This is a genomic window from Photobacterium sanguinicancri, from assembly GCF_002265265.1.
Taxonomy (GTDB): Bacteria; Pseudomonadota; Gammaproteobacteria; order Enterobacterales; family Vibrionaceae; genus Photobacterium; species Photobacterium sanguinicancri.
The window spans coordinates 1-13,551 of record NZ_NOIF01000146.1 but is presented as its reverse complement, the minus strand read 5'-3'; the positions used below and the strand labels follow the sequence as shown (position 1 = coordinate 13,551).

Annotated in this window: 15 protein-coding genes; 11 read left to right on the top strand and 4 right to left on the bottom strand. The window is 44.3% G+C overall.

Features of this window, described 5'->3' with window-relative positions:
- Window positions 1–121 precede the first annotated feature (121 nt).
- Both ASV53_RS18030 and ASV53_RS18025 read left to right on the top strand, forming a co-directional pair.
- Complete coding sequence (locus ASV53_RS18030; RefSeq protein WP_062689486.1) at window positions 122–1,234, top strand: YcjF family protein; 1,113 nt, start codon at window positions 122–124, stop codon at window positions 1,232–1,234.
- A complete protein-coding gene (locus ASV53_RS18025) occupies window positions 1,215–2,777 on the top strand; it encodes a GTPase family protein (RefSeq protein ID WP_205049210.1) in 1,563 nt (520 codons plus the stop codon). The genes ASV53_RS18030 and ASV53_RS18025 overlap by 20 nt, the downstream gene beginning before the upstream one ends.
- Before the next feature lie 105 nt (window positions 2,778–2,882).
- Here ASV53_RS18025 and murQ read toward each other — a convergent pair whose 3' ends face one another.
- On the bottom strand, window positions 2,883–3,788 hold the full coding sequence (gene murQ / locus ASV53_RS18020) for an N-acetylmuramic acid 6-phosphate etherase (RefSeq protein WP_189337911.1): 906 nt from the start codon (window positions 3,786–3,788) through the stop codon (window positions 2,883–2,885).
- Between the two features lie 250 nt (window positions 3,789–4,038).
- Between murQ and ASV53_RS18015 the strand changes: the two genes are divergently transcribed.
- The 5 genes from ASV53_RS18015 (at window position 4,039) to ASV53_RS17995 (ending at window position 9,248) form a co-directional block, all read left to right on the top strand.
- Entirely contained in the window at window positions 4,039–4,806 is a 768-nt protein-coding gene (locus ASV53_RS18015) for an outer membrane lipoprotein-sorting protein (protein WP_094958102.1), read from the top strand.
- 72 nt (window positions 4,807–4,878) lie between these two features.
- Entirely contained in the window at window positions 4,879–6,141 is a 1,263-nt protein-coding gene (locus ASV53_RS18010; protein WP_094958101.1) for an ABC transporter permease, read from the top strand.
- The gene (locus ASV53_RS18005) at window positions 6,131–7,363 is read left to right on the top strand and encodes an ABC transporter permease (protein WP_094958100.1); all 1,233 of its coding nucleotides are present in this window, start codon (window positions 6,131–6,133) and stop codon (window positions 7,361–7,363) included. Before ASV53_RS18010 ends, ASV53_RS18005 begins: the two co-directional genes overlap by 11 nt.
- A 2-nt stretch (window positions 7,364–7,365) precedes the next feature.
- Window positions 7,366–8,076, top strand: a complete 711-nt coding sequence (locus ASV53_RS18000) for an ABC transporter ATP-binding protein (protein WP_094958099.1) — start codon at window positions 7,366–7,368, stop codon at window positions 8,074–8,076.
- 32 nt (window positions 8,077–8,108) lie between these two features.
- Window positions 8,109–9,248, top strand: coding sequence for a hypothetical protein (locus ASV53_RS17995; RefSeq protein ID WP_094958105.1), 1,140 nt, complete (start codon window positions 8,109–8,111; stop codon window positions 9,246–9,248).
- A 127-nt stretch (window positions 9,249–9,375) separates the two neighbouring features.
- Here the strand turns inward: ASV53_RS17995 and ASV53_RS17990 are convergent, their stop codons facing one another.
- The gene (locus ASV53_RS17990; protein ID WP_094958098.1) at window positions 9,376–10,266 is read right to left on the bottom strand and encodes a DMT family transporter; all 891 of its coding nucleotides are present in this window, start codon (window positions 10,264–10,266) and stop codon (window positions 9,376–9,378) included.
- A gap of 342 nt (window positions 10,267–10,608) precedes the next feature.
- Here ASV53_RS17990 and ASV53_RS17985 point away from each other — a divergent pair, with 342 nt between their 5' ends.
- Window positions 10,609–11,064 carry a hotdog fold domain-containing protein gene (locus ASV53_RS17985; protein ID WP_094958097.1) on the top strand — a complete coding sequence of 152 codons (456 nt, stop codon included), beginning with the start codon at window positions 10,609–10,611 and terminating at the stop codon, window positions 11,062–11,064.
- A gap of 89 nt (window positions 11,065–11,153) precedes the next feature.
- Window positions 11,154–11,954: an AraC family transcriptional regulator gene (locus ASV53_RS17980; RefSeq protein ID WP_094958104.1), complete on the top strand. Its 801-nt coding sequence runs from the start codon at window positions 11,154–11,156 to the stop codon at window positions 11,952–11,954.
- A gap of 24 nt (window positions 11,955–11,978) precedes the next feature.
- Here ASV53_RS17980 and ASV53_RS17975 read toward each other — a convergent pair whose 3' ends face one another.
- Complete coding sequence (locus ASV53_RS17975; protein ID WP_062689499.1) at window positions 11,979–12,338, bottom strand: VanZ family protein; 360 nt, start codon at window positions 12,336–12,338, stop codon at window positions 11,979–11,981.
- Window positions 12,339–12,541: 203 nt separating this feature from the next.
- Between ASV53_RS17975 and ASV53_RS17970 the strand changes: the two genes are divergently transcribed.
- On the top strand, window positions 12,542–12,748 hold the full coding sequence (locus ASV53_RS17970) for a DUF3283 family protein (RefSeq protein WP_062689519.1): 207 nt from the start codon (window positions 12,542–12,544) through the stop codon (window positions 12,746–12,748).
- Between the two features lie 210 nt (window positions 12,749–12,958).
- On the top strand, window positions 12,959–13,207 hold the full coding sequence (locus ASV53_RS17965) for a hypothetical protein (RefSeq protein ID WP_062689501.1): 249 nt from the start codon (window positions 12,959–12,961) through the stop codon (window positions 13,205–13,207).
- A gap of 49 nt (window positions 13,208–13,256) precedes the next feature.
- Here the strand turns inward: ASV53_RS17965 and ASV53_RS17960 are convergent.
- The coding region (locus ASV53_RS17960) for a hypothetical protein (RefSeq protein ID WP_141226270.1) at window positions 13,257–13,551 on the bottom strand (295 nt) is incomplete at its 5' end.

Below are 13,551 nucleotides of genomic sequence, written 5' to 3'. Positions count from 1 at the left end.
AATTATATATAGTAACTTGTTAATCGAGAAGAGTAGCGTGTTTTCTCTATTGTCAGGTACGCCATTCTGTTAAATTAGTGAGATAGCACACTCTCCCCGTCGAATTATGTAGAGAACCCGCATGGATTTTTTTGAACGCATTAAGTCTTATCTGAACCCGACAGCCGATCCCGATCTGACCGCAGCGTTTGATCACCAAACAGCACGCTTACCAACCCTTTGGTTGCTAGGCAAAACAGGTGCAGGAAAATCTTCGCTTGTTCATGCAATAACACAGCAGTCAGAGATTGAAATTGGTAATGGTTTTCAGCCCTGCACGCAAACCGCCAGTAGTTATGATTTTCCAACGGATAAGCCGCTAGTACGTTTTTTGGATACACGCGGGCTCGCTGAAGCTGAGTATGATGCACATGCTGATATTCAAGCGTGTGAGGATAGGGCAAATGCGTTAATTGTGGTGATGAAGGCGGAAGAGCCTGAGCAAAGCAGTGTCTTGAAAGCATTAAAGCAAATTAAAAAGTCAAAGTCGCTCAAGCAAATTTTATTGGTACACACGGGTACATGCTTGATTGGTGACTTAACTGAACGCAATCAGTGCGTGGCGCATAACCAGCAACAGGTTGAGGTTATTTGGGGGACAGAGGTTAACACCGTTGAAGTTGATTTTGAATGTGAAGATGGCAGCCAAGTCGGTGTTGATCTATTGCGAGAGAAGTTGGCAGAACTGCTACCTATTGTGGCGCAGATTGGTGAAGATGCAGAGCATGAAAGCCAAGAAGAAGCGAATTTTGCCAAGCTGCGAACGGAGATCCTTTGGTATGCAGGCGTGGCTGGTGGCAGTGATGCTGTCCCTGCTGTCGGCTTGGTGTCTGTCCCTGTTATTCAAGGAAAAATGATCCATAGTTTAGCCAATCAATATGGTGTCGAATGGGATAAAAATGCCATGGGGGAGTTTATGGCAACCTTAGGCACCAGCTTTGGGGTGCAATATGCTTCTAAGCTAGGGATTCGACAGTTAGTGAAGCTGATCCCTGTGTATGGCCAAACCATAGGCAGTGCGACTGCTGCAGTCGTGAGCTTTTGTACCACGTTTGCGATAGGACGTGTGGCTTGCTATTACCTCTACCGTCAGAGTAAAGGCGAGTCGGTATCAGAAGAAGAATTGAAAGCCATGTACAAATCGGCGTTTGAAAGCATTAAAGAGGTCGCGAAAAGTGAAACGAACAGCCAATAGTGTGAAAGCCGTTTCGTCAATGTCGGCAGGGGTCATTCCCTTATTGCTTGCAGGTATCATACTGCCACTGTGTATTTTGGGCGGTTTTGGTCTGTACGCCATTGTTGAGCTTGGTTATCTCATTCCATTTCTTTTGTTATTAGCAGTGAGTGCTCTGCTGGTGGCATTGCCTGTTTTCTGGTTGAAACGACAAATTAAAGCAGACAGTGAGAATCAAGCCCACGCAGAAGATGGCGAAGGTTTAGTGCGTCCATCAGATGACTGGGGCGCGGGCGATCAGAAAGTGTGGACTGAGCTTAACGATGAAATTACCCAGCAACTGGCGACAGACGCTGAATGGGGATCACTACGTGAGCACGCACTGACTTTAGTCACATTAACGGCAACACGATACCGCGGAAAACAACAAAAAGAGTTGGCTTTTTCTTTGCCTGAATTGCTGAAAATGACCGAAGAAGTGAGCCGTCGTTATCGCATTATTTTGAAGCAACATGTCCCGTTTATAGAAAAAATCAGCCTGTCTTTGATTAAAAAAGGGTTAGATAACAAAGAAAAAGCGAAAGCAGGATTAGAGTCGGCCAATTGGTTGTGGAACAGCTATCGCGTTGTGCGCATGGCTAACCCTTATACGGCTATCATGTCTGAATTTCGCAGTAAAATTCTGGGTGAAGTCTTTAATCAAGTGAGTAGTGAACTGCAATACAAACTGAAAAAAGCCTTACTGCAAGAGGTGCTATCGGTCGCAATCGATCTTTATAGCGGTCGATTCAAGGGTGATGACGATGAGTTAGCCATCAGTGCATCTCATGCGGCAGACCAACAAGCGATGGCTGCACCGCTTGAGCCTTTACGGGTGTGTTTAGTGGGGCAGGTCAGTGCCGGTAAATCTTCCTTGGTTAATACACTAACCGGTGAGTTAGTCGCTGAAGTGAATGCCTTGCCCTCTACCGATAAAGTCACAGTGCATCAGTGCCAAGTAGAAGGTTTAGATACCTTGCACTTGATTGATTTACCTGGATTAGACGGGGATACAACCACAGAAGCTTTATTGCTTGATCAACTGTCACAGGCTGATTTAGTGCTGTGGGTATTGAAAGCCAACCAGTCTGCGCGTGATCTCGATACTCAGTTTAAAGCACGACTGGATGCGTATTATCAATTACCAGAGAACCAAAGTCGCAAACGCGCCCCTATTATTGGGGTGTTAAACCAAGTCGACCGTTTATCGCCAGTATCAGAATGGCAACCGCCTTATGATTTGACCAGTCCCACATCGCGCAAGGGTCAAACCATTAAAGCGGCGGTTGATTACAACCAAACGATGTTGCAGTTCCTGTCGGTATTACCTGTTTGTATCAGTGATTCAAAGCCTCACTATAATATGCGCGAACTCGAAGCCTTGATCGATCAATATTATGCTGAAGGGGCGCAGGCGCAGTTAAATCGTCGCCGTTTAGAAGCCAATGGTGATATTAAGGTGAGTGAGCAGTTTAAGCGGGTCTATCAATCGGGTAAGTCACTGTTTAAATTAATGCGTAGATAACCGCTTACTGTTGTTTTAGCCCCTAGACCTAGACCTAGACCTAGACCTAGACCTAGACCTAGACCTTGCACTATCACGGTATTGTGATAGTGCGACCTGTGTTGATTAGGCCTTGGCATTAATTGCATCGCGGGTAAAACCACGGTGCTGGGTGAGCAATTGGCTGGCTTGATCGGCATTGCTGTTGGTCAGTATCATCACAATCGCTGTTTTGCAGTGACCTTCGCAAGCGTTAAGCGCAATCTCGGCCTGTTCACGTGTACAGTCTGTGGCTTCAATCACAATGCGCTTTTGGCGCTCAACTAATTTGGCATTAGTCGCTTCTACATCGACCATCAGGTTGCCGTAAACCTTACCGGTGCGGATCATAGCACCCGTTGTGAGCATATTTAATACCAGCTTTTGTGCTGTTCCTGCTTTCATGCGTGAAGACCCAGTCACCACTTCAGGCCCAACAACGGGGGTTATACTTACATCAGCCAACTCAGTCATAGGGCTGTGCGGGTTACAGCTGATACAAGCCGTTGTTGCGCCAATTTCTTTTGCATATGTCATAGCACCCAGTACATACGGCGTGCGTCCACTTGCCGCTATCCCGACTAATACGTCCTTATCGGTGAAGTTTAACGCTGTTAAATCAGCCTTACCGAGTTCTTGGTTATCTTCGGCATTTTCAACGGCGCGAAGGATCGCAGTGTGCCCACCCGCAATAAGACCAACCACCTGTTCTGCTTTGGTGCCAAACGTAGGTGGACACTCACTTGCATCTAAAATACCAAGGCGGCCAGAGGTGCCTGCACCTGTATAGATCAAGCGCCCACCTTGCTGGAAAGCCGCTGCAATCGCATCAACAACTTGGGCTATTTCAGGCAAGGCTTGCTCAACAGCAATGGCGACTTTTTTATCTTCATTATTGATCACAGCCAGCATATCAAGTGTTGATAAAGTATCGATATCTTGGCTGGCAGGGTTGCGACTTTCAGTCACCATGCGGGTTAAATCTATCTTCACGGTAGCCACTCTTAATGATTTTTTATAAGCATATCACGGTTCGAGCGAATGGAAGGTTAACGACATGTCATGCATCACAGGAATGTCAGTGAACAGACTGAAATCACGAGTTTTTCTATAGTCGATGCGAGCTTCCTGATAGTATGAAAAAACACCTGTTTGACACCATACTTCGTGTGCTGGCATCGAAGAAGGCTTGAATATAAGTGCCTATTGTTATTGATGCAGTCATGAAGAGAAGGACATTACTATGCGCAAGTTAGTGCCTACTTTGATTTTGGCTTCTTCATTTTTGTTTTCTTCACTTATTGCCAGTACGGCATGGGCGCAAAGTGCCGCTGATATCGTGACAAAATCTGATCGGCAGATGCGGGGAGATTCAAGTTATTCCGAAATGACGATGAAGATCATTCGCCCTGATTGGACCCGCAGTATGAGCATGAAAAGTTGGACCAAAGGCCAAGATTTATCCTTGGTATTGGTAACGGCTCCCGCAAAAGATAAAGGCAGTGCCTCGCTGAAACGTCAGCGTGAAATGTGGAACTGGTTACCAAGTATTGAGCGTGTGATCAAAATTGCACCTTCTATGTTAGGGCAATCTTGGATGGGCTCAGACTTCACCAATGATGATTTGATTAACCAATCGTCTATCGTGGTTGATTACGACCATAAAATGGTAAAAGAAGACACTGTCGACGGCGTTAAAGCCTGGGTGATCGATGCCGTGGCTAAGCCTGATGCACCTGTGGTGTGGAGTAAAGTGCGTTTATGGATTTCGCAATCCACTTACTTACAACGCAAAGTTGAGTTTTATGACGAGTTTGATGAGCTGGTCAACACCATGGCGACTTTTGATGTCAAAACTCTCGGTGAGCGTCAAATTGCGACCCGTATGGAAATGGTACCCGCTGATAAGCCGGGTAATAAAACCGAGATGATCACCCATCAAGCCCAGTTTAATTTTGCCATTAAAGATGACTTTTTCTCCCAAAGCCAAATGAAGGCATTACGCGATTAGTCGTGCTTTTTCAGAGTGCGTGAATGAGGCAATAGCAATGAGATTTCAGGGACAGTTCAGCTGAGGATAGTGATGTTAGTTAAACTTGCTTGGCGTAATTTATGGCGACAAAAGCGGCGTACTGTGCTGACGGCTTCGGCCTTAGCGCTCGCGTTATTTCTGTCGTTAATTATGCGTGGATTTCAAGAAGGCAGTTACGCCAATAATATTGATAATGCAGCGCGATTCTATACTGGGTTGATCCAATTACAAAACAGCGACTATGTTGAAAGCCAAAGCATTGATGATTTGCTGCCAGCATCAGACGAATTTATCCAACCGGCTAAGCAACACGCTAATATTAGTCAGATTTTACCGCGGATTGAGTCCTTTGCGTTATCTGCATCAGGCGATAAATCCAAAGGCGTTATGGTACTTGGGGTACTACCTGAGCAAGAGGATACTTATTCGGGTATTGCCAGTAAATTAAGCCAAGGTGAATTTCTCACTCAAGCCGATGATCAAGTGCTGATTGGTGAAGGATTAGCACGTTATTACAATATTACCGTCGGTGATGAAATCGTCCTGTATGGGCAAGGTTACCAAGGACAAACCGCTGCAGGCTTGTACCGTATTAAAGGTATTTTACATTTCCCCGTTTCACAACTCGATAACCAACTTGTGTATATGCCATTGGCACTAGCTCAGGCGTTATACAGTACAGGTGAGCAGGTTACATCCTGGGTGTTACACACCAAAGAATTAGCAGGGTTGACCCAAACAGAACAAGAACTGCAACAGGCTTATGATGTGATGGCATCGCAAACCTCAGGTGGTCGTCCGCTGGATGTTGTCGTTAGGGATTGGCAAGACTTATCGCCGGAAATGGCGCAACAGATCTTGCTTGATCGCGCGGGTGGCTTGTTCTTAATGTACATCTTATATGGTGTGGTTGGTTTTGGCTTATTTGCGACGCTGATGATGATGACATTAGAGCGTCAGCGCGAATTTGGGGTGATGTTGGCAACGGGTATGCTCCGCAGCCGCCTTTTACAACTTATCAGCATTGAGTCGCTTTTTATCGGCTTACTCGGGATTGCGCTGGGTGTGCTTACCGCGTTACCCATTTTATTGTGGTTCAGTGCGTTCCCTATCGAGCTAACCGGCGAGACAGGTAAGATGATGCTGGAAATGGGCTATGAACCCATTATTCCCGTGCTGATCAATAGCGCGTTATTTCTCGATCAAATTCAAATCGTGCTGATTTTGTTAGTGCTGTGTTTGCTGTATCCCATGTGGCGAACGTACCGCCTTTGCTTGGTTGATGCATTAAAAGGAGGCGCTCATGGTCATTGATGTTTGGCTGATTAAGCTGGCATGGCGCAATTTATGGCGTAACAAACTCCGCACTAGCATCATGATAGGTGCGATGGTGTTTGGCTTAATGGGCGTCGCTAGCATGATGGGCTTCATGACTGCGTTGCTCGATAATATGATCACCAATGCGATTGCATGGCAAACCAGCCATCTACAAATACACAATACTCAGTATATTCAAAATCCAGATATTCAAGCCACGATAGTTGACGCAGAAAATATTGAAGAAGCTCTTGATGAAAACCCAGCAGTACAAGCATGGTCGGGGCGCTTATTGGCGGATGGCATGATTGCATCGGCGCGCAGTACGCGTGGTGTCAGAATCAATGGTATCGATATTGTTTCAGAAGCCAAACTGACTCCAATAGCGTCGCACATAGTTGATGGAGAATGGCTACCTGAAGAAGGGCGCCACCCTGTGCTGGTCTCTGTCAAAACGGCAGAGCGTTTAAAATTACGGGTGGGCTCGAAAGTGGTACTGACATTCACCGATGGCAATGGAGAAGTGACAGGCGCTGCGTTTCGCGTCAAGGGCTTATTCAAAACCCCATCGACCAGCTTTGATGATGGTAACGTCTATGTCCGAAAAGCCGATTTAGCGACACTGAGTAGCATTAAAGGCGTCCATGAAATTGCGATTAAGCTGAGTGATGATGAACAATTGTCGTCTGTGCGTAAGCAGTTATCGGCAACGATGTCAGTGAAAAACACCGTGCGAGACTGGCAGCAAATACAGCCGATGTTGGCATCTGTCATGGCATCATTTGGGGTCAGTAATTTCATCATGTTAATGATTTTTGTGGTGGCAATGGGCTTTGGTATCGTCAATATCATGCTGATGTCGGTGTTTGAGCGTACCCGTGAATTTGGTGTATTGATGGCTGTTGGCATGGCGAAATCAAAAATATTTATTTTGATCATGTTCGAATCGGTATTACTTGGCATCGCGGGGGTGGTGCTGGGCGTGTGCGCGAGTATGTTATTGATGCTTACTTTACAAACAACGGGCTTGCCGTTAGGCGGATTAGCAGAAGGGTTAGGTGCATTTGGTGTCGATACTGTGTTGTATCCCACCTTGAGTGCACAAGATTATCAATTAATGGTGGTCACTGTGGTGATTACCAGTTTATTCGCGGCGATTTATCCTGCCCGACAAATATTGAAGCAGCGTCCAGTTGATGCAATGGCGGAGAAGCACTGATCATGACAATTCAGACTCAGCAACTTTGTAAAATTTATAATCAGGACACTGATTACCCCGTTCATGCCGTGCACCAGCTTGATTTGACCATAGCCCAAGGTGAATTTGTTGCTGTGATGGGGCCATCAGGATCGGGTAAAACCACCTTATTGAATATGCTCGGTGGGATAGATACACCCAGTTCAGGCACTGTGGATATTGATGGCTGCAATATTTGCGATTTAGATGAAAAAGCCTTGATTGCTTTTCGTCGGGATCACATTGGGTTTATCTTCCAAGATTACAGTTTGTTACCTGTTTTAACGGCACTCGAAAATGTTGAATTTGTGATGCAGTTGCAAGGACATAGTGAACAAGAGTGCCGTCAACGTGCAACGGAGTTATTGACCCAAGTAGGGTTAGCTGACCAGCTCCATAAGGTGCCATCTAAACTGTCAGGCGGGCAGCAACAGCGTGTTGCGGTTGCCCGTGCATTAGCGCCGCGTCCGCGTTTTGTGATGGCTGATGAGCCAACAGCTAACCTCGATGCCAAGAGCACCGCTGAGCTGCTTGATATTATGCTGCACTTGAATGAACAAGAAGGCACGACCTTTATTTTCTCGACCCATGATCCTCGTGTTATCAAGCGTGCGCGTCGTGTAATTGTGTTTGAAGATGGCCAGTTGAAACAAGACAAGTTGCAACAGGAAAATGCGCAAGAGGACGTGGCCTAGTGAAAACTCAGGGACTATTAGCCACTGTTGCTATGATGGCATTGCCTGCTGTTGGGCAAATACCGGGCTTAGCCCCAGAAAAAAATTGGGATTTAGGCGGTTATGTGAAATACATGGCCACAGCGACAATCCCCGATGAATCATCAAATAGTCTCGATCATTTAATTCACCACCGACTCAATTATGAATACCGCTTTGACGATGAGCTACGTTTTAATCTTGGTATGCATAATCGCTTATTGTTTGGTGATTCCGCTGAGCTAGCAGGGTATGGTGACTTGATTGGTTACGATCCTGGTTATATGGATCTCTCGAAAAACTGGTTAGATAAAACGGGTGTTGTCGGTAATAGTCAGTTTGACCGTTTATATATTGATTGGCGTCGAAATGATTGGCAACTTCGCGGTGGTCGCTTTCGTATAAATTGGGGAATGGCGACCTTATGGAACCCCAACGACTTATTTAATTCTTACTCTATTTATGATTTTGACTACGAAGAAAGACCTGGTTCTGATGCGTTTTTCGTCAGTAAAAAACTCGGCTATGCCAGTTCGATCGACCTTGTTTACAGCCCAAATAATGATAGCGAATTAACGAGTTATGCGGGGCGCTACTTGTTTAACTATCAAGGTTGGGATGCCCAACTGCTGGTGGGTAAATCGGGTTTAGATCAGGTAATAGGGACTGGTTTTGCTGGCGACATCAAAGGCGCAGGTTTACGCGGTGAACTGAGCTGGTTTGCTCCCACCCAAGATGAATGGCAAGGTGCCAAGGTTGCATCTGCGGTTGTCGGGAGCCTTGAACTTGATTACAGCTTTGGTGGGCAACGAAACTGGATGGGGCGTACTGCCATGCTCTATATTTCAAATCCCCAATCTCCAACTAACGCGATTGCTTTCTTAAATTTACCGCTGACTGCACGTACGCTTAGCTTTACTGAATTCACATGGTATGGCGATGTCAGTTTTGATATATCTCCCCTGAGTCGCATCACGTTTTCTACTACGTATTATCAAGATGGCTCTTATTTTATTGGCGCATCGAATAGTTATTCTTTGGCAGATGATTGGCAATTGATGACAGTATTGCAACGCTTTGATGGCACAGGGAATAGCTTATTTGGTAAAGCGGCCAGCACCTTATTATTTGCCCAGTTAAAGTGGAGTTATTAGCTTTAAAATTTTCATTGTTAAATTCGGACAGGGTAGGGAATAACCTTATTGTCTCGTTATAAACGTAAAAAAGCCCGAGCAGGAAAAAATTCTGCTCGGGCTTTATGGATATTTTCAAATGTAAACGTTAGGCAGTTGCGAGTTCGATAGGCTTTGTTTCGGCGCGTTTTCTTTGTGCCATCGCTACGCCACTTAATACCATTAAACCACCAATGTAATGATAGATAGCCAGTTGTTCACCAAGGGCGATACTAGCAATGACTGCTGTCATCATTGGCATTAGGTTCATGAACATCGCCGTGCTATCTGCGCCTAAACGCTGAATACCTTGTAACCAGCACCAAGGTGCGATCACAGAAGCTGGAATGGCTGCGTACATGATCAGTGGCAGTGCTTCTGGTGTAATGGTCATGCGTTCACTGGTAAGTAGCATCGGCGTTAGCATAATAACGGCTAGAACCCCTTGGCTATATACCGACTGCCAGTTAGATAGTGGTAGATCCCAGCGCTTGAGTAAGACACAGTAGAGCGCATAAACAAATGCCGCGATCAGTACTAACATGTCACCTTTATTAATGCCTTGCGCTAACAATTGATTTAAGTCGCCATGACTCAGCATTAACACGAGTCCCGCCAGTGATAAAATGGCGCCAACAATGGCCAGTGGCGTTAAACGTTTATTTAGTAAAGGTACACTAATGAACATACTGATCAGCGGTACTAACGATACTATCAGCGCCATATTGGTGGCTGTCGTTGTCTCTGCAGCGAAGTAACCTAATGACTGATTCAATACCATACCAAGAAAGGCGAGAAAGGCAATTTTAGGTAAGTATGGTTTAATTGTGTTGCGTGCTTTCCATACGGATTTAGCCATGAAAGGCGTTAATACCAACATTGCAAAGAACCAGCGATAAAATGAAATGGCACCAGGATCGATCACACTGAAAGCCATTTTATTTACGATGGCATTCCCTGCCCAAATCGAAACGGTAATTAAAGGGAATAAATAGAGCATTGTTTGCCTTTATTAGAAATAGAGAGAAGCAGGACGCTTGATAATAGTATTGTGTCACGTCAGCTAAGGTATACATATCTCTAATCGGACATCGTAAGGGCATAGTCAGACATTTAAGGGGGTTATATTAATTAAGCCTAAAACTGGTCACTGTTTCATGCCTTCTACCTTTTTTATCTTATTGATAAATAATGATTATATTTCTATTGATGATTTTATCTCTTATTCTTTCTTAAAAGGAAAGGGTGTCAGCACTGTGAGGACAATCACGCTCAATTACGTGCATTTTGAAATCTTACACTATAATGTGGTCAGACCAGAATATTGAAAAAGGAGTTTTCAATGCGCAAGAATCTAAAAATTTACCAACGGTTAAGTAAAGTCCCATTTGGACAGCGAATTTTCTCGTGGGTTGTTTGCAGAATGGCACCGTATTTTGGGTCAATTAGACCTATAGTGACAGAACTAAAACCAGGTTATGCCCGTGTTGAAATTAATAAGCGTCGCCGAGTGACAAATCACTTGAATACAGTGCATGCGATAGCCATGTGTAATATGGCTGAATTAGCGGGAGGTTTAATGACGGATGTTTCGATTGCAGGTAACAGCCGTTGGATCCCAACCGGTATGACGGTTAAATATGTTAAAAAGGCTAAAACCGACTTAACGGCGATAGCCAACGGCGAGAATATTGATTGGCACAGTGACGGTGATAAATTGGTCCCTATTGAAGTTACAGACACGGAAGGGAATACCGTTTTTACCGCAGAAATAACCATGAATGTACGTACAGTGTAACTACTCTGCATAAGAGAGTATTGCGCCTGTGTTGTAATATGTTTACCTTAGCTGTGTCGGCTTTAACCCACCTCACAGCTTTGGTGAACATGAGTAAAATTTACCAGCCTCTTTTTGATGATCAAAATCCACCCGGTGAGATTTTTTTTGGTCATGAAGTCTTTCTTCCGAATACATCAACATTAAAGCATCAGCATTCTTGGGGGCAATTACAGCTCATCAGCGGTGGTATTTTGGAGCTGAATGCAGAAGGGAAGCGTTTTTTATCTCCGTCACAATATGCAGTCTGGGTCCCCGCTGGGGTGCAACACGAGAGCTTTATGCGTCGTAGCATGAATTATTGCTCAATGAACATTATTCATCCCCTTGCGGATGCGCTACCCCAGTACGCTTGTTTGCTTGAAGTCAATCCAATCATGGAAGCCATTATTAATGATCTAAAAAATCGACGGGTCACAGTAGCTGAAACAGAATCTGATCGACGTTTAGTGAATGTATTGTTTGATCAGGTCAAAATAGCGAACGAACATGATCAATTTTTACCAATGTCTGATGACAAGCTACTTAAACCGATTTTAGTAGAATTAGAGCGTAACCCCATAAGTACTGTCACACTGGCGGAGTGGGCTAAAAAACGACATACAACCGAACGAACATTAGCGCGTCATTGCCAAGATAAGCTGGGGATGAGTTTTACAGAGTGGCGACAGCGACGTAAGTTTGTGTATGCATTGCACTTGCTGCGAAAAGGCATGTCGGTAAAAGAAGCTGCATTGACCCTTGGCTACCACCAAGCATCGCCGTTTATTACTCTGTTTAAGCGTCACGCAAATTGCACGCCAGAGCAATACCGACAACGGCTTGGTTTGGCGCTATTAGAACGTAGGTAATATACGTGAGCGAAATGTGCCGACTTAGCGAATAAGTTGCGACGTATTCGAACGATATACTTTTATTATGACAATGCCCCCAATTACCCCTAAAACATTGGCGATAAAGTCAGCGATGGAGGCAATACGCCCCGTACTGGATGCTTGTAAAATCTCAAGTATTCCGCCGTATATCACAATAGCGATACACAATATGTATGCCCATCGTTTACTTTTTGTTGAAAAATACGCGAGTAGAGTGAATAAGCTATAAGCGGCAAAGTGCTCAACTTTGTCATGATAGATAAAAGTGAGGTGCAGCAGCTCTACCTGCGTTAAAGACAGTAGACAAATGAGCGCACCGTATCCAATAAATATGAGTTTACGCATTGGCTGATTTTTCATGCTATTGCTGCTTTCACCTGAGAATGAGTGAATGCTTAGATCTCAAGGCTAAAGTCAGCATATGGTTCGTTGTTTAAGCGTAGCGAGCCTGAGGTGTCTCATTTTGTGGGATTGAGACAAGAGGTGTTCGTAAAATCGTATGTGAAGGAGCAGCATGATGCTAAAATATGTGAACTTTGCACACTGAGAAACCTGAGGAAAACATGCATAACCTGACACTTTTATCGCCAGCAGAGAAAAACCGCATAGAGTTAGATAAACAAGCCGCATATATTGTGTGGCAGTTAAAGAATGCGAAGGCGGGTTATGAAGCGATCACAACGCAAGCAGAAAGCATTGCAGATGATGACGAACGCGATTTCTTTAATCATGCTATTACGAAATATAAAATAAAAATGGGCGTGCGCTAATTAATATTAATGGCTGTAAGTAGACGTGTTAACTATTTAAAAATGAAGTTAGAATGTAGTAAAGTGTTAGCAAATATAACGCGATAGAAATAGCGACTATTTAATATGTATATTTTGGTCAAATAAGTTAATTAAACCTGTCATTCATCATGTTTTCATACAAAACATACCGTAAAATATGTTTATGCTGAATAAGTACAAAGGATATTAATGACACTTTCTATTGAATGGTTCAACCAATCTGAAGCGCGGCATGCGCGCTGGGATAATGCAGGACTATCTCTTTGCGATGTTGAGCAAGCTTTGCAGCATTATGGTTCGGATGATTTTCCGATTGCTTTAGAAATGGCGGAGTATTTGTTTGGTTGTTGGAGCGCTCGGCGTATAGCAATGTTACCTATTAACACGCGTGATACCTTGTTTGATATTTGGGATAAACACCTAACCAAAACGTTATAAGCCGCAATCATTGCGGCTTTATTTAGATAGCATAGCTGAAGATAGAGGCTTAACGTAATGGCTTTTCCACATATTCATAACGCTCACCTGCTTGCTTGTAAAAGACATTATCGATAATGGCATAAGATGCACCAGCAATGATGGCAAACGTTGCTATTTCCGGTAACGATGAACGGTGATAGTGCTGCTGACGTGGCGGTTGCTGCACAACAATGACCTGACTTGAATGATGATGTTTGTGTTTGTGTTTGTGCTTTTTTTGTTTAATCACGATGACATCGTGATGGTGATCTTTTTTAGCCCATACTATCGTTGGTGATAAAAAAGAAATAACTAATAGATAT